Genomic DNA, 16,400 nt, shown 5'->3' with positions numbered 1-16,400 from the left:
GAAAGTAGGGCGGCGCTCAGGCCGGCACGGATGTGGCTTCGGCGGTTTCGGCAGCTACAGTGCGGGGACGGACGGTCCGCTGTTCGATGTCCTTGACGCGGGCGCTGGCCTGGACGAGGCGCTGGACGAACACGCCTGGGGTGACGATGTGGTTCGGGTCCAGCTGGCCGGGCTCCACGATCACCTCGGCTTCGGCGACAGTCACGGCGCCGGCCGTGGCCACCACCGGGTTGAAGTTCTGCGCGGTGTAGCGGTAGATCAGGTTGCCGTCGGTGTCAGCGGTGTGCGCGTGCACCAGGGCGACATCGGCCTTGATGGCGCGTTCCTGAACATATGTTTCGCCGTCGAACTCGGCGAGCGGCTTGCCCTCGGCGACGAGGGTGCCCACGCCGGTCTTCGTGTAGAAGGCCGGGATGCCGGCGCCGCCGGCACGGAGGCGCTCCGCAAGTGTGCCCTGCGGGGTGAACTCCACCTCCAGTTTGCCGGCCAGGTACTGCTCGGCGAACAGTTTGTTTTCCCCGACGTAGGAGGCGATCACCTTGCGGACCTGTCCGGCTTCGATCAGGATGCCGAGGCCCTTGCCGTCCACGCCCATGTTGTTGGACACCACGGTGAAGTTTTTGACGCCCGAATCGCGCACCGCCTCGATCAGGTCAGCCGGGATGCCGCTGAGGCCAAAGCCTCCGACGGCGAGCGTCATGCCGTCCCGCAGTACGTCCTGCAGCGCCGCGGCCGCTCCGGATTTCACCTTTGACATCGCATCTCCTCATTGAGCTCTTGACGCAATCCACTTTGTGGACCGTTACCCTGCTGTTGGAGCCTACGGTGCCGAAATGACGGCTGTCAATGGATGATTTTGGCCTCATCCATGCCGTTTTTACAGTGTGGACGGTACACTGGTGAGCGTCCACAATATGGATAGTTTGAGTGGGTCTAACGCAAAATCCGAGGAAAGAACATGTCTTCATTACCTGTCCAGGGCGCACAAGTCGTCAGCCGCGTCGCGTCGCTGCTGCGCATAGTCGGAAGAAAACCGGAAGGCTCCCCGCTCGTGGAACTCGTCAGGGAATCCGGGCTCACCCGGCCCACCGTGCACCGGCTGCTTTCGTCTCTGGCGTCCGAGGGCCTGCTGGACCAGGACCCGCAGGGCGGCAACTGGGTGCTGGGTCCGGAGATCTTGCTGCTGGGGTCCGTGGCCTCGGCCCGTTTCCCGCTTGAGGACATCGCCCGGCCCAGCCTCCGCCGCCTCGCCGAGGAGACTGGCGAGAGCGCCTTCTTTTCCATCCGCCGCGGCAACGAAACGGTCTGCCTGCTCCGGGAGGAAGGAAGTTTCCCGGTCCGGTCCTTCGTGCTGCACGAGGGCGTGCGGTTTCCGCTCGGCGTCGCCTCCGCGGGCACCGCCATCATGGCGTTCCTGCCGGCGGAAGAGCAGGAGGAACTGCTCTCGGATTGGCCAGCCCACGCGGGCAGTTTCGCGGCCGGGCACACGGAAGCGCTTGTCCGTGAGAACCTCGAAGCCACGCGGCAGGCCGGCTATGCGGTCAACCCGGGGCTGATCCTGGAAGGAAGCTGGGGGATGGGTGCGGCGGTCTTCGACCAGCGGGGCCGCCCCGCATGGGCCCTTTCCCTGACGGGCATCGAGCCGCGCTTCCGGGAAGACCGTCGCCCGCAGCTGGGACGGCTGCTCATGGACGAGGCCCACCGCATCTCGACGCAGCTGCAAGGCACCCGCTAGGACCCATCGGAGTGTCGCTGTGCTTTATGGGCCGGCCCGGACGCCTCGACAAAACAAGGGCCGCGGAGCACGATGATAACTGCATCCGGAGACTTCAGCTGCCGCTCTGTGAGCTGAGGTTACCCGCACCGATATGATCGCCAGTGCCCGGCCAGCGGGCACGGTCCGGCGGCCGTACTCCCCGACCCCGCCACGGGGTCCCGGGGAGGAACGGTCCGGCGGACGCGCCCTCCGCCGGCGCCGGCCGGCGCCGTGGTCGACGTCGGCCGTGAAACGAACACCAGGCCGGTCCCCGGCCGTACATTTGGAATCCCCCCAAAGGAGTGAGTCGTATGGCTCCTCACCCCGCAATACATGCAATGCCGCGCCTTGTGCGCCTCCTGATAGCTGCCGGGATGGCACTGGTGCTGCCTCTGGCACTCAGCGGCGCCGCCCAGGCGACCGGCAGCAAGCCGTCAAGAACGTGGACCGTGCAGGTCGGGTCCGAATCCGAAGACCAGGCGATTCAAGGCATGGCATTCCTGCCCGAGCATATTTACATCAACGCCGGCGACAAGGTGACGTGGAAGGCCAACTCCGCCGAGATCCACACCGTCACGTTCCTGGCCGCCGGCCAATCACTGGAATCCACACAGCCGTTCAACCCCACGGATCCGCAAGAGATCTCTAAACAGGGCAGCAACGTCTACGACGGGCACTCATATTTCAGCTCCGGAGTCATGTCCAACGTGTCCAATAGCGGTTTTAAGGAAGCCGCGAAGTACACACTGAAATTCCCGCACACCGGTGAATTCACGTACTACTGTTTGGTGCACGGGATGGCCATGAAAGGCATGGTCCATGTCCGGGACGCAGGAACTGACTACCCGTACACGCAGTCGCAGTACGACCGCCACGCCAAGAAACAGGAACAGCGCATCCTGCGCGACGGACACAAGTCCTGGGACGCGGCCCGCGACCAAGCCACCAACCACACGGTCATCGCCGGCACGGACAACGGGACCTCCATGGTGATGCGGTTTGTGCACCAGGAAATCAGCATCAAGGTCGGTGAAAGCGTGACATTCGTGAACAACGGCATGGGAGCCCCGCACACCGTCACGTTCGGCAAGGAACCGGCCAACATCTTCGCGCCGCTCGGCGACCCCGCTCACTTCACCGGCGGGGACCTGAGCTCCGGGCTGATGCCGCCAGGCAGCCACTTCACCGTGACCTTCCATTCGGCCGGCGAGTTCAAGTACATCTGCGCCCTGCATGACTTCATGGGCATGGTGGGCACCGTCGAAGTCCGGGAGTAGGGGGCCGGAATAGGGCAGACTGGATTCTGCGGCGCCGGCAGGTGACTGCCGGCGCCGCATCAGCCCTTGGGGGTGCCGGCTACTTCCACCAAGTATCGAAAATCGTGACCGGAACCGTGCGCTTGTGGCGGGTCCGCAGGTACATTCCCTCGATCCGCTCGGCAACGGCGTCCGGCACTTCGCGGCCCTCGAGGTAGTCATCGATCAGGTCGTAGCTCAGGCCGAGTTCATCCTCATCCGTGCGGCCGGGCGTCCCGTCCAGAAGGTCCGCCGTCGGGATTTTTTCCCAGATCCGGGCCGGCGCGCCGAGTTCGGCCAGCAGCGCGCGGTTCTGGCGCTTGTTGAGCCCGAACAGCGGCAGGATGTCGGCCCCGCCGTCGCCGTACTTGGTGAAGAATCCGGTGACGGATTCGGCACCGTGGTCTGTGCCGATCACAAGGTAATTGTGCTCGCCGGCCAGGGCGTACTGGGCGATCATCCGGGTCCTGGCCTTGGTGTTGCCCTTGTGGAAGTCGGAAATCCCGGTGCCGACCGTCTTCTCGAACTCGTCCTCGAAGCCGTCCACCGCGGCCGAAATGTTGAACGTCCACTCGGTCTTGGCGCGCACGAAGTCCAGGGCCGCCTGGGCATCGTCCTCGTCGTGCTGGACGCCGTAGGGGAGCCGGACGGCTACGAAATTCGCCTCGACGCCCTCGGACTCAAGCTCCTCGACCGCCAGCTGGGCCAGCCGCCCGGCCAGGGAGGAGTCCAGGCCGCCCGAGATGCCCAGGACAAACCCCTTGGTGTGGGTGGCCGTCAGGTATTCCTTCAGGAACGTCACGCGTTTGCGCACCTCCCCGGCCGGGTCGATCCGGGGCTGCACGCCCATTTCTTCGATGATCTTCGCCTGGAGTTCACGCATGCCTCACAGCCTAGTCAGCGGTGTCAACCACGCTCAACTGTTGCAGCCGGGACGGCGGGTCAGGCGCCGCACCGGGGTCGGAATTGCGCGGCTTTGCCGGACCGCCGCTGCGCTTTCGGACAACCGCCACGCGGATCCCCGGTGCGCACTGCCGGAATCGGTGCACGCGTCCGGAAGCGGCGCGAAAACCACGAATGCCGTGCGGCTCCGGCGCCGTCGATCGCCGGCCTTGCTTATCGATCCTGCGGAGCCGGGCCGGTGGAACCGCGCACCGTCAAGTGGGTGGGCATGACCGAGCGGCTGCGTCGTGCTCCGCCGGCCAGGGGATTCAACCGGGCCAGCAGCATGGACACGGCCACCCGGCCGGCCTGCTCGATGGGGGAGGCCATGGTGGTCAGCGGCGGATTGCAGAAGTCCGCGCCGAAGATGTCGTCGCAGCCCACAATGCTCATGTCCTCCGGGACGCGGATCCCGCGCTCGCGCAGCCGCTGGAGCATCCCGATGGCAATGAGGTCGTTGAAAGCGATGCAGGCGCTGACCCGGCTGTGCACGGCGGCATCCGCGGCGGCGGCGCCGGACTGTGTTGTCGGGGCGAAGGGCCCGAGCCGATGGGCCTCCACGCCGCGCGCCTCGGCCGCCTCGGACAAGGCCGTCCACCGCCGTTCGCTGGACTGCGACGACACGGGACCTGCCACATAGGCCACCCGGGTGTGCCCCAGCGAGATCAGGTGGTCCAGTGCCTGGCTGGTCGCGGAGGGGGTGTCGATGATGACTGCGGGCACTCCGGGAACGTCGCGGTTGACCGCAACCACCGGGATCTTCGCCGCCGCCGCCAGGAGGACCTCGTCGCTGAGCCGGGAGGCGGCCACGATGATGCCGTCGGCCCCCTTGCGGAGCTGCTCCATGGCGCTGGCTTCCACCTCATCGGATTCCTCCGTGTCCACCAGCAGCTGGGTGTACCCGGCGGCCTTGAGCTGGAGCTGCGTGCCGCGGATGAGATCGAAGTAGAAGGGGTTGGTGATGTCGGGTACCAGGACCCCTACGGCGCCGGTGCGGCCGGAACTGAGTGCCTTGGCCTGGCTGTTGGGTGTGTAGTTGAGCATGGCGGCCGCTTCCTCGATCCGCGCGCGGGTCCGGACGTTGACCCGCTCCGGCGTCGAGAGCGCCCGGGAAACGGTGGAGGCCGCCACGCCGCAGAGCGCTGCAATGTCATGGATGGTTGCGGGCCGCTCGGCCTGGTCCGGATGCGTCGACACGGGGCTCCTCTCTGAGCAAGTGTCTCTGGGCAGTGATGTTCGGGTTTCCGCGCATTAGGTTTTTGAGCACACAAGGAAATCTGCCGGAAACCACCAGGCGCGGATCACGGCGCGCGTTGCTGGGTAACCGTGCCGAGTGAGCCGTGCTATGGGGGCGTCGTGAACAAAGAATGGCACAGTTGCAAACGTTTGGCAATCGGTTGTCAAGAATTGGCAGTCCGGTTAGACTCGCATCGAGACCATCACTGTGAACTGACTCACCCTGCCCCGGTGGCGGGGCACTTGAATCGGGAGCCCAAATTGACAACAGCGTCAGCATCAACCAGCTTCACCCTCTCCGGCTTTGGCGACGAGGTTGACCCCAATCCCGAGGTCCAGGCAGCAGTGCTGTTGGCGATCGGCGCCAAGCACATTGAGGTGCGCAGCGCCTGGGGAACCAACGTTTCCGAGCTTTCGGCGGAGCAGCTCGTCGAACTCAAAGCGGTTCTGGACGCCAAGGGCCTGAAGGTCTCCGCCGTCGCCAGCCCCATCGGCAAGGTGGAGGTGTCCCTTCCGGTTGAGCATGAGGTGCAGCGGCTGCGCCGGATCATTGAGGCCGCCAAGACGCTGGACACCAAGTACATCCGCATCTTCTCCTTCTACCGGGCCGAGGGACAGAGCCAGGAAGAGATCCGCGAGGACGTGATGACCCGCATGGCGGCGCTGGCGGCGCTCGCCGCGCAGGCCGGCGTCGTGCTTCTGCATGAGAACGAAAAGGGCATTTACGGCGATACGCCCGAGCGGGTGCTGGACATCATGAAGTCCGTCGATTCGCCGTCCCTGCGCCTCGCCTGGGATAACGCGAACTTCGTCCAGGTCGGCGTCAAGCCGTTCACCGACGGCTACGCCATGCTGCGCCCCTACCTGGAATACTTCCAAGTCAAGGATGCGCTGGCGGGAACCGGCGAAGTGGTCCCGGCCGGGGAGGGCGACGGCGAATTGAAGGAAACCGTCGCGGCCCTGAAAGCCGACGGCTACCGCGGTTTCGCCTCCTTGGAGCCGCACCTGGCCAGCGCCCATGAACTGGGCGGATTCTCCGGCCCGGTTGCCTTCGGTTCCGCGGCCCGCGCCTTCGCCGGGCTGGCCGCGACAAACCACATCGACCTCATCTAGCAGGAGCGCAGCAGCACCCAACGAATGAATCAGCCAATGGATGAAGCACTAGACGAATGAGGGAGCTACGGATGCCAAAGGCGGCAATCATCGGCTGCGGCGACGTGTCGATCGTTCACTTTGACGCGCTTGCCGGGATGGACGACGCCGAACTGGTGGCCGTCTGCGACACGGATCCGGAGCGCCGCGCCACGGCGCAGGCGGCTCACGGGGTCCCGGCGTTCGAGGACTACCGCGACATGCTGGAGGCGGCCGCCCCGGACGTCGTGCACATCACCACCCCGCATCACGAGCATGCTGCGATCGCGATCGACTGCCTGCGCCGCGGCATCCACGTGGTGCTCGAAAAGCCCCTGGCGCACACCCTGGCCGAGGGCGAGCGGCTACTGGCCGCTGCCGCGGAAAGCACGGCCCGGATTGGCCTGTGCTTCCAAAACCGCTACAACGCCCCGGTGCAGGAAATGCGGCGGCTGCTCGACTCCGGTGGGCTGGGCAACGTGCTGGGGGCCTCGGCCACCGTCATGTGGCACCGTGACGCCGACTACTACCTCAGCCGGCCCTGGCGCGGAAGCTGGGGCGGTGGCGGCGGAGGCCTCATGATGAACCAGGCCATCCACACCGTTGACCTGCTGCAATGGCTGGTGGGGGACATCGTGTCGCTCTCCGGCAGCGCCTCGACCCGCGCCCTCGCAGAAGCCATCGAGGTGGAGGACACGGCGGAGTTCGCCGCCCTCCACAGCAACGGCGCGCGCAGCGTCTTCTATGCCACCCTCGCCAACGCGGTCAACGCACCCGTCACCCTGGATATCAGCACCGAAACGGCAGCACTGAGCCTGCGCGGTGACCTGACGGTGACGTACGCCGACGGGCGCAGCGAGGTGGTGCGCGAACGCGCTATCGGCTCGGGCGGGCGCTCCTACTGGGGCGTCTCGCATGCCTTGCTGATCGCGGACTTCTATGCCGGGCTGGCGCAACCGGGCCCGTTCTGGATTGACGCCGCCGAAGGGGCGAAGTCGCTGCGGATCGTGAAGGAACTGTACCGGCAGTCCTACCCCGGCTCCGAGGCCAAGGTCTCCTAAGCAGAGGGCGCCCGGAGCACCCCGGCGCGGGCCGCGGGCTCCTACCCGGAACCGCCGGTCCCCAAGAGCTCCGGAGCGCCCCGCATGCCCGCTAAGTGGCGCCATTCCGCCGTCGTGCTGCGCCTTCAAACGCGTTGTAAAGCAACAAAGCCGAAAGTTAATGACAACCGGTTGCCAGATATGGCAACCCAACGTACGCTGAACCCACAAGCGGCACTGTGGTCCAGGCCACAGTGCCGCTGCAAGCGTCCCGTGACACGGACCTCGTCAAGCGATAGGAGCCAACAATGAAGTTCGGTCCCAAGGCAGCAGCAGCTGCCCTCATCCTCAGCGCGTCCCTCGCGCTCACAGCCTGTGGCGGCGGCGGCGCTGCGGCCGGCGGCGCGGCCGCCGGCACCCCCGCCACGTCCCTGACGCTGGGCACCATCCAGGACGTCCGGTCCTGGGATCCCGCCCAGGCGCACGTGGGCCACCTTCTCCAGCCGTACCAGGCGGTCTATGACACGCTGATCCTGCGGGAACCGGACGGAAAGCTCAGCCCCATGCTGGCGACGGACTGGAAGTACAACGCGACCAACACCAAGCTGACGGTGGACCTGCGCACGGACGTCACCTTCAGCGACGGCGCCAAGTTCGACGCCGAGGCCGCCAAGGCCAACATCGACCACTTCAAGACGGCCAACGGCCCGCAGATGGCGCAGCTGTCCTCCGTTCAGGATGTGACGGTTGTGGACGCCGACACCATTGACATCAACCTCACTACCCCGGACCCGGCCCTGGAATACTTCCTGAGCCAGGCCGCCGGCCTGATGGGCAGCCCCAAGGCGCTCGGCACCGAGGGCATCAAGACCGAACCGGTCGGCTCCGGACCTTACGTGATGGACAAGGCCGCGTCCGTCAAGGATTCCCAGACGGTCTTCACGGCACGCAAGGATTACTGGAACAAGGATCTGCAGAAGTACTCCAAGCTGACCTTCAAGATCCTGACCGATCTCACCGCCCGCACCAACGCCCTGGTCTCCGGCCAGGTGGACGCCACCCTCCTGGACCCCAAGACCGGCAAGCAGGCCGAGGGCGCCAAGATGCAGCTGGCCGCCAACGAGGTTGACTGGCAGGGGCTGCTCCTGATGGACCGTGACGGTGCCAAGAACCCGGCGCTGAAGGACGTCAGGGTCCGCCAGGCCATCAACTACGCCTTCGACCGCAAGACCATCTTGGACCAGGTCATGCTGGGACAGGGCACGCCGACCTCGCAGCCGTTTGGCAAGGCCAGCGGGGCCTGGACCCCGGCGCTGGAGAACTACTACACCTACGATCCCGCCAAGGCCAAGCAGCTCCTGAAGGACGCCGGCTACGAAAACGGCGTCACCCTGGAAGTCCCGAGCGTCCCCGGGTTCGAAACCCAGATTTCCGTCGTCCAGCAGCAGCTGGCAGACGTGGGCATCACCCTCAAGGTGGGCGCCGCGCTGACCAACACCTTCACGTCCGATGTGGCTTCCCAGAAGTTCACCACCATGTACTTCTCGCTCTTCCAGGGTGAGCCGACGGTTGCCATCAACCAGATCGTCTCCACGAAGGGGCTCTACAACCCGTTCAAGAACGCGACGCCGGAGCTCGACGCCAAGATTGACGCCGTGCGCAACGGCGGCGCCGATGTCGGGAAGCTGGCCCAGGACGTCAACAAGTATGTGGTGGAGCAGGCGTGGTTCGCGCCGCTGTTCCGGGTCAACCAGATGTACTACCACAACGCCAAGGTGAACGTGACCCCGCAGATCCAGCAGGCCGTTCCGTCCATCTACAACTACTCACCCGCCAAGTAGGACGCCATGATCAGGTTCATTGCGAAAAGGCTGGGCAGCGGGCTGGTGGTGCTGGGTGTTGTCTCGGCGCTCACCTTCTTCCTGCTGTACATCTCCAGCGGGAGCATCGCCAGGAACATCCTGGGCGACCAGGCCACCGCTGAGCAGGTGGCGATGAAAGAACACGAGCTCGGACTGGACCAGCCCCTGGTGGCCCGCTACCTCGCCTGGGTGACCGATGCCTTGAGCGGAAACCTCGGAGCCTCCTGGTTCAGCTCGGAACCGGTGGCCAACTCCCTGGCCAGCCGGATCCCGGTGACCATGACCATGGTCTTCGCCGCAATGATCCTGATCGCAATCTGCGCCGCCCTCATTGGCGTCCTTGCTGCCGTCAAGCGCGGCTGGGTGGACCGGGTGGTCCAGGTTGGCGCCATCATCGGCGACTCCGTTCCGGGGTTCGTGATCGGCGTCATCCTGGTCACCCTCCTGGCCATCCAGCTGGGCCTCTTCCCGGCCACCAGCACCATCTCGCCTGACTCCGGACCCGACGCGTGGGTCTATTCCATGGCGCTTCCCGTGATCGCCTTGCTGATCAACGGCGTCACCGGAGGCGCGCAGCAGATCCGCAGCGCCGTCATCAAACAACTCGAGCGGGACTACGTCCGCACCCTGCGCAGCCGGGGCATCAGCGAACGCGAGATTCTCTTCAAGCACGTCCTGCGCAGTGCCGCCCCCGCCGGACTCACCGTGCTGAGCCTCCAGCTGATCGGCATGCTGGGCGGCGTCGTGATCATTGAGCAGATCTTCGCCCTGCCCGGCATGGGCCCGCTGGCAGTCGCCGCCACCGGCCAGTCGGATCTTCCGGTGGTGATGGGCGTCGTGATGTACACGGTGGTCGTCGTCATCGTGGTGAACCTGCTGGTGGACATTCTTAATGGCTGGCTCAACCCGAAGGTGCGTGTGTCATGAGCGATTCTTTAGAAACTGCGGCTGCCGCCGCCCCGGCCCCGGCCGCCCCGCCGGTTCAGACAGGCGCAGGGCAGGCCGGCGCAGGTCAGAGCGGCACCGTCGTCCGCTCCACCGTCATTCGCCGCCTGTTCAGGAACCCGCTGGGGATCGCTGCCATCGCGATCCTGACGGTGATCGCGGTCCTGGCCATCCTGGCGCCCGTCCTGGCGCCCTTTGACCAGAACTACGCCAATATTGCCAAGACCCTCGCCGCTCCGGACTCCGTGAACATCCTCGGAACGGACAGCGCCGGGCGCGATGTCTGGAGCCGGCTTCTGTTTGGGGCGCAGCTGACGCTGCTTTCCGCCCTGCTCTGCGCGGGCGTGGCCATTGCCATCGGCCTGCCGGCCGGCCTGATCGCCGGCTACTACGCCGGGAAGTTCGAGGCAGCCTCGAACTGGGTGGTCGGCATCCTCATGAGCCTTCCCGGCCTCATCGTCCTACTGACCATCCGTGCTGCCTTCGGCCCCTCGGTGTGGATGTCCATGATCGCCTTCGGCGTCCTGATCAGCCCGTCCTATTTCCGGCTGACCCGCACGGCCGTGCAGTCGGTGCGCAACGAGCTCTATGTTGACGCCGCACGCGTCTCCGGGCTGTCGGACCTCAGCATCATCGCCCGCCACATCTTCTCCGTGGTTCGGGCCCCCATCATCATCCAGACCGCGGCGATTGCCGGCGTGGCCATCGCCATCCAGTCCGGCCTGGAGTTCTTGGGCCTTGGCGACCCCACCAAGGCGACCTGGGGCGTCATGCTCTCCGAGGGCTTCAAGAACGTCTACCTGAACCCGACCCTGCTCTTCTGGCCGGCACTGGCCATGGCGCTGACCATCGGCGGCCTGGTTTTGCTCGGCAACGCCCTCCGCGACGCCCTGGAAGACGGCGAGAAGATCAACCACCGCAAGAAGAAGGCCGCGCCGGAAGGCACGACGGCGGCACCCGCCGCCGTGCGGACGTCCCGGAAGCCGGTGGCCACCGTCGTCGCCGGAACCGAGCACCACCTGGTCAAGGTGACCAATCTCGGCGTCGGGTATCCCCAGGCAGACGGTTCCATCAAGAAAGTCGTTGACGACGTCTCCTTCCACGTGGACCGCGGCGAGATCCTGGGGATTGTGGGCGAATCGGGCTCGGGCAAGTCCCAGACCGCCTTCTCCATCCTGGGGCTGCTGCCGGACAACGCGCGCATTGTGGGCGGCTCCATCCAGTTCGACGGCAACTACACCGTTGCCCCGGGCGATGAACGGGTCAGCCAGGAGCGGCTGTCCAAGCTGCGCGGTAAACGGATTTCCTACATTCCACAGGAGCCCATGAGCAACCTGGACCCTGCCTTCACCATCGGCTACCAGCTGGTGACGCCCATGGTGCGCGTCCTCGGGATCTCCAAGGCCGAGGCCAGGAAACGGGCCCTGAAACTGCTCACGGACGTCGGCATCGCCAACCCGGACCGGACCTTCAACGCCTACCCGCACGAAGTCTCGGGGGGCATGGCCCAGCGCGTGCTGATCGCCGGAGCCATCAGCTGCGAACCGGACCTCGTGATCGCCGATGAGCCCACCACGGCCCTGGATGTCACGGTGCAGGCGGACGTCCTGGACCTGCTGCGCGAACTCCAGCAGCGCCTGAACATCGGCGTCATCCTGGTGACCCACAACTTCGGTGTGGTGGCGGACCTCTGCGACCGCGTGGCCGTCATGCAGAACGGCCGGCTCGTGGAGGAAGGATCCGTCCGCGACATCCTCCGCAATCCGCAGGAACCCTATACACAAACGCTTTTGGCGTCGATGCTCGAAGGCAAGGAACCCATGTCCACGCTCGTTTCCACCCTGCAGAAGGAGCCCGTCGCATGAGCACCGTGGAGAACGCGCCGCTGCTCACCGTAGAGCAGCTCGTGGTGGAGTACCCCAGCAAGAAGTTCCGGGCCAAGCCCTTCCGCGCCCTGACGGACATCAACATCTCCATCGGCCGGGGCGAAACCCTGGGACTGGTGGGAGAGTCCGGGTCCGGCAAGACCACCCTGGGCCGCGCCATCCTGGGGCTGGCCCCGGTGACCGCCGGGAAGATCAGCTTCGAAGGCAAGGACATCAGCCACGCCACCCGCAAGGACCGGCGGGTCCTGAGCCGGGAGCTACAGGTGGTCTTCCAGGATCCGTACACCTCGCTGAACCCCGCACTGGAAATCGGCGACATCCTCGCCGAACCACTGGGCGTGCAGGGCATGGAAGCCGCGCAGGCCAAGAAGCGCGTGAAGGAACTCCTGGACCAGGTGGGCCTGCCCTCCGATGCCATCAACCGGCTGCCGCGCGAATTCAGCGGCGGGCAGCGCCAGCGCGTGGCGATCGCCCGGGCCCTGGCACTCTCGCCGAAGCTGATTGTCTGCGATGAGCCCGTCAGCGCGCTGGACCTCTCCACCCAGGCCCGGGTGCTGGACCTGTTCCTGCAGATCCAGAAGGACACCGGCGTGTCCTACCTCTTCGTCTCGCACGACCTCGACGTCGTCCGGCACATCAGCCACCGCGTCGCCGTGATGTACCACGGCGAGATCGTCGAACAAGGCCCGGCCGGCGTCGTCACCACCGACCCCGACCACCCCTACACCCAGCGGCTGCTGCTCGCGTCCCCGGTCCCGGACCCGGACCGCCAGGAACAGCGCCGCGCGGACCGGCACCGCCTGCTCGAAGCGCAGCGGATGCAGCACGAACAAGCGGGCGTCCCCGCCTGAGGGGCCGCTTCAGGCAAAGACCACAACAAACGGACACAACGACAAACGAACACAACGGCAAACGAACACAACGGCCGGATTCTCTTCGAGGATCCGGCAGGCAATGGAGGAACAGGCGTGACAACAACAGCCAGAATTGGCGTGCAGGCGATGATGCTGAAGGACAGCTTTGCCGAACTCGGGGCGTTCGAGACGCTCCGGAAGGTCAACGCAATCGGCTACAACGCCGTCGAGGTCTCCCAGATCCCCATGACGCCGGAGAACGTGGTGGAACTGGACCGCGCGCAGACCGAGCTCGGCATGGACGTGGCCGCCCTCTCGGTGGCCATGGAAACCCCCAAGGGCATGGCCGCCGATTCCCTGAAGGACCACTTCGACAAGATTGTCGAGGACGCACAGCGTCTTGACGCCAAGCTCCTGCGGATCGGCATGCTGCCGTTCCCGGCCATGAAGTCGATCGGCGCCGTGGTGGACTTCGCCAAGCAGGCCAACGAATACGCCGAGCGACTGGCCGGGCACGGGATCGGCCTGTATTACCACAACCACCACATCGAGTTCGCGAAGTTTGACGGCACCTCCATGTTGGACATCATCGCCGCCAACTCACCGGCCATGGGCCTGGAAATCGATGTCCACTGGGTCCAGCGCGGCGGCCTGGACCCGGTCCGCACCTTGGAAAAGTATGCCGGGCGCACGGCCATGGTGCACCTGAAGGATTACCGGATCGGCCAGCTGCCCGAGCGCGCCTTTGGTTTCCTGGAAACCGGGGACTTCAAGGGCTTCATGGCCGATTTCAAGGATGTGGTCCAGTTCGCCGAAGTGGGCGAGGGCAACCTGGATTTCCTCGCCATCATCCCGGCCGCGCAGGCCGCCGGCGCCCGTTACCTGCTCGTGGAGCAGGACGAACTCTATGGGCGCACGGTGTGGGACGCGCTGCAGACCTCCTACGACAACCTCGTGGCCATGGGCCACTCGAACCTTTTCTAGATTAGGGAGAACCCCCACATGGGTAAGAAAGTACGCCTCGGCATCATCGGCCTGGGCCAGCAGGGCGGCATGTACGCGAAGTTCATCGCGGACGGACTGGTCCCGAATATGGTGATCGGCGCCATCTGCGACATTGATCCGGCGAAGAAGGAACGTGCTTCGGCAACATACCCGGACGTTCCGTTCTACGAGGACTACATCGCCATGCTGGACAGCGGCGACGTCGACGCCGTCGTCACCTGCGTGCCGCACTTCCTGCACCCGGAGATGGGCATCGAGACGCTCAAGCGCGGCATCCATGCCCTCGTGGAGAAGCCCGCCGGCGTCTACACCAAGCAGGTCAAGGAGCTCAACGAGTTTGCCGCCGGCAAGCCGGAACTGTCCTTCGCGATCATGTTCAACCAGCGCAATAACCCGCTGTACCAGAAGCTCAAGGAAATCGTCGACAACGGCGAAATCGGCGCGATCCGCCGAACCAACTGGATCATCACCAACTGGTGGCGGCCGCAGGGCTACTACAACTCAAGCGAATGGCGGGCAACCTGGGGCGGCGAAGGCGGCGGCGTGCTGGTCAACCAGGCGCCGCACCAGTTGGATCTGTGGCAGTGGATCTGTGGCGTGCCGAAGTCTGTCTACTCCAAGGTTGCCTACGGCTTCCGCCGTGACATCGCCGTCGAGGACGAGGTGACCGCAGTGGTGGACTACGGCAACGGCGCCACCGGCGTCTTCGTCACGGCGACACACGACCTCGTGGGCACCGACCGCTTCGAAATCCTGGGCGACCAGGGCAAGATCGTGGTCGAAAACTCCAAAACGGCCACCGTGACCCGCCTGCACAAGCCGGAGCGGGAACTCAGTGACGGCATGGACATGGATGACGTCCGGAAGCTCTTCATGGGCGAGCTGAACCCTGAGGCGTACTACAGCACCGAGGTCATCGAGTTCGAGTCCGTCTGGGGCGCCCAGCACGCGGGTGTCCTGGAAAACTTCGCCGCCAACATCCTGGACGGCACCCCGTTGCTGGCGCCGGGCTCGGACGGCATCAAGGGTGTCCGGCTGGCCAACGCCATCCACCTCTCCAGCTGGACGGGCCGCGAAGTGGGCCTGGACTTCGACGAGGACGAGTTCCTCACCGAGCTCAACAAGCGGATCGCCGGGGAAGGGAAGTTCCCCGAGCGCGCCTAGTGCACCCAGCCCAACTGACTCGCAGCAGGGGCCGTTATGCGGGCTCAAAACGGCCCCTGCTGCGAGCTACTTGGGCCCGGTTTCATCGGTAGGATGGGGCGGTGACTGAACCCGCGAAGCCCGACGTTGCCGCAACACCAGCACCGGTCAAGAAGCACGCCCGGGACGGGAAATCCAGCGCCACCATCTACGACATCGCCAGGGTCGCCGGAGTCAACCCGTCCACGGTGTCACGGGCCCTCAGCAAGCCGGGGCGGGTCAGCGCCAAGACGCAGAAACTCATCGAGGACGCCGCGGCCGAGCTCAACTACCACGTGAACCCGTTCGCGCGTGCCTTGCCCACGGGACGGACCAGCACCTTCGGCCTGATCGTCGCCGACATCACGAACCCCACGTTCTTCGACATCATCCGCGGCGCCGGCGCCACTGCCACCGCCCGCGACTACACCCTGGTCCTCGCGGATTCGGCCGAGTCCGCCGTCACCGAGCTGACAACGGCCCGGCGGATGATGGCCACCGTGGACGGGCTCATCCTCGCCAGCCCGCGCATGGACGACGACGACATCCGCGCCCTCGCCCGCGACAAGCCCGTGGTGGTCATCAATCGCGAGGTCGACGGTGTGCCGTGCGTCGTCCCGGACGTCAACAAGGGGATCAGCGAGGCCGTCCGCAGCCTGGCCGCGAACGGGCACAAAAAGGTCGCCTACGTGGCCGGGCCGTCCCAGTCCTGGATGTCCACGCAGCGCTGGGACGGAGTCCGCTCCGCCTGTGAATGGTCCAGATTGGAAGCCGTGCGGCTCGAATCCAGCAAGCCAACGGTCGACGGCGGCCGGCAGTCCGCGCGCGAGGTCCTGGCCAGCGGCGCGACGGCCGTGCTGACGTACAACGACCTCCTGGCCATCGGCCTGATGCGGGAACTCCAGGCCGCCGGACTCATGGTCCCGGACCAGATCAGCATCGTGGGCTTTGACGATATCTTCGGGGCGGATTTCACCACCCCGCCCCTGACCACCGTGCGCTCCCCGCTGGGCGAATGCGGGTCCGGCGCGGCAACGATCCTCCTGGACCACCTCGCCGGCACCGGCGCGGAAACCCCGGAGACGCTGCGGGTGGAAACCGAGCTCGTGCTGCGCGGTTCCAGCGGCAGGCTGATCGCGGCCAAGTAGGCGCCGACGCCTCGCAATCCGCTGCCCTTTCTGCATGCCGCGCCACTTTTGGAAATCCGCGGCCGGGATCCTGGCAGCGGACGTCCGTTTCCGCCGCGGGGATCCGTACTAGGCGCGG

The 16,400-nt window shown here is 65.8% G+C and carries 14 protein-coding genes; 11 read left to right on the top strand and 3 right to left on the bottom strand.

Translation table 11 applies throughout. From position 1 onward, the window contains the following. Positions 1-16: 16 nt before the first annotated feature. Positions 17-757, bottom strand: a complete 741-nt coding sequence (locus ACVWYS_RS17065; RefSeq protein WP_456510116.1) for a CoA transferase subunit A — start codon at positions 755-757, stop codon at positions 17-19. 201 nt (positions 758-958) lie between these two features. On the opposite strand from ACVWYS_RS17065, the gene ACVWYS_RS17060 reads away from it, so the two are divergent. Then, complete coding sequence (locus ACVWYS_RS17060) at positions 959-1,735, top strand: IclR family transcriptional regulator (protein WP_116765611.1); 777 nt, start codon at positions 959-961, stop codon at positions 1,733-1,735. A 332-nt stretch (positions 1,736-2,067) separates the two neighbouring features. Then, on the top strand, positions 2,068-3,033 hold the full coding sequence (locus ACVWYS_RS17055; RefSeq protein ID WP_456507636.1) for a plastocyanin/azurin family copper-binding protein: 966 nt from the start codon (positions 2,068-2,070) through the stop codon (positions 3,031-3,033). A 79-nt stretch (positions 3,034-3,112) separates the two neighbouring features. Here the strand turns inward: ACVWYS_RS17055 and nadE are convergent, their stop codons facing one another. Together nadE and ACVWYS_RS17045 are read right to left on the bottom strand one after the other, a co-directional pair. Further along, on the bottom strand, positions 3,113-3,934 hold the full coding sequence (gene nadE / locus ACVWYS_RS17050; RefSeq protein WP_344361072.1) for an ammonia-dependent NAD(+) synthetase: 822 nt from the start codon (positions 3,932-3,934) through the stop codon (positions 3,113-3,115). 233 nt (positions 3,935-4,167) lie between these two features. Beyond that, positions 4,168-5,190 (bottom strand): LacI family DNA-binding transcriptional regulator, encoded by a 1,023-nt coding sequence (locus tag ACVWYS_RS17045; RefSeq protein ID WP_116765614.1) that lies wholly within the window; start codon positions 5,188-5,190, stop codon positions 4,168-4,170. A 300-nt stretch (positions 5,191-5,490) separates the two neighbouring features. On the opposite strand from ACVWYS_RS17045, the gene ACVWYS_RS17040 reads away from it, so the two are divergent. From ACVWYS_RS17040 to ACVWYS_RS17000, 9 genes are all read left to right on the top strand, one after another. Continuing rightward, positions 5,491-6,342: a sugar phosphate isomerase/epimerase family protein gene (locus ACVWYS_RS17040; protein WP_456510115.1), complete on the top strand. Its 852-nt coding sequence runs from the start codon at positions 5,491-5,493 to the stop codon at positions 6,340-6,342. Positions 6,343-6,413: 71 nt separating this feature from the next. Then, entirely contained in the window at positions 6,414-7,421 is a 1,008-nt protein-coding gene (locus ACVWYS_RS17035; RefSeq protein ID WP_344361066.1) for a Gfo/Idh/MocA family protein, read from the top strand. Positions 7,422-7,708: 287 nt separating this feature from the next. Next, positions 7,709-9,241, top strand: a complete 1,533-nt coding sequence (locus ACVWYS_RS17030) for an ABC transporter substrate-binding protein (RefSeq protein WP_456510114.1) — start codon at positions 7,709-7,711, stop codon at positions 9,239-9,241. A 6-nt stretch (positions 9,242-9,247) separates the two neighbouring features. Further along, positions 9,248-10,189: an ABC transporter permease gene (locus ACVWYS_RS17025; RefSeq protein ID WP_344361061.1), complete on the top strand. Its 942-nt coding sequence runs from the start codon at positions 9,248-9,250 to the stop codon at positions 10,187-10,189. Beyond that, positions 10,186-12,072, top strand: coding sequence for a dipeptide/oligopeptide/nickel ABC transporter permease/ATP-binding protein (locus ACVWYS_RS17020; RefSeq protein ID WP_456510113.1), 1,887 nt, complete (start codon positions 10,186-10,188; stop codon positions 12,070-12,072). The genes ACVWYS_RS17025 and ACVWYS_RS17020 overlap by 4 nt, the downstream gene beginning before the upstream one ends. After that, positions 12,069-12,944 carry an ATP-binding cassette domain-containing protein gene (locus tag ACVWYS_RS17015; protein WP_456510112.1) on the top strand — a complete coding sequence of 292 codons (876 nt, stop codon included), beginning with the start codon at positions 12,069-12,071 and terminating at the stop codon, positions 12,942-12,944. Before ACVWYS_RS17020 ends, ACVWYS_RS17015 begins: the two co-directional genes overlap by 4 nt. A 117-nt stretch (positions 12,945-13,061) precedes the next feature. Further along, positions 13,062-13,931, top strand: a complete 870-nt coding sequence (locus ACVWYS_RS17010; RefSeq protein ID WP_456507633.1) for a sugar phosphate isomerase/epimerase family protein — start codon at positions 13,062-13,064, stop codon at positions 13,929-13,931. Positions 13,932-13,949: 18 nt separating this feature from the next. Beyond that, complete coding sequence (locus ACVWYS_RS17005; RefSeq protein ID WP_344361052.1) at positions 13,950-15,116, top strand: Gfo/Idh/MocA family protein; 1,167 nt, start codon at positions 13,950-13,952, stop codon at positions 15,114-15,116. Between the two features lie 101 nt (positions 15,117-15,217). Then, positions 15,218-16,282 (top strand): LacI family DNA-binding transcriptional regulator, encoded by a 1,065-nt coding sequence (locus ACVWYS_RS17000; protein ID WP_456507632.1) that lies wholly within the window; start codon positions 15,218-15,220, stop codon positions 16,280-16,282. Positions 16,283-16,400 lie beyond the last annotated feature (118 nt).

This window comes from Arthrobacter sp. TE12231 (assembly GCF_054062895.1).
This window is presented reverse-complemented; position numbering and strand designations above follow the sequence as displayed.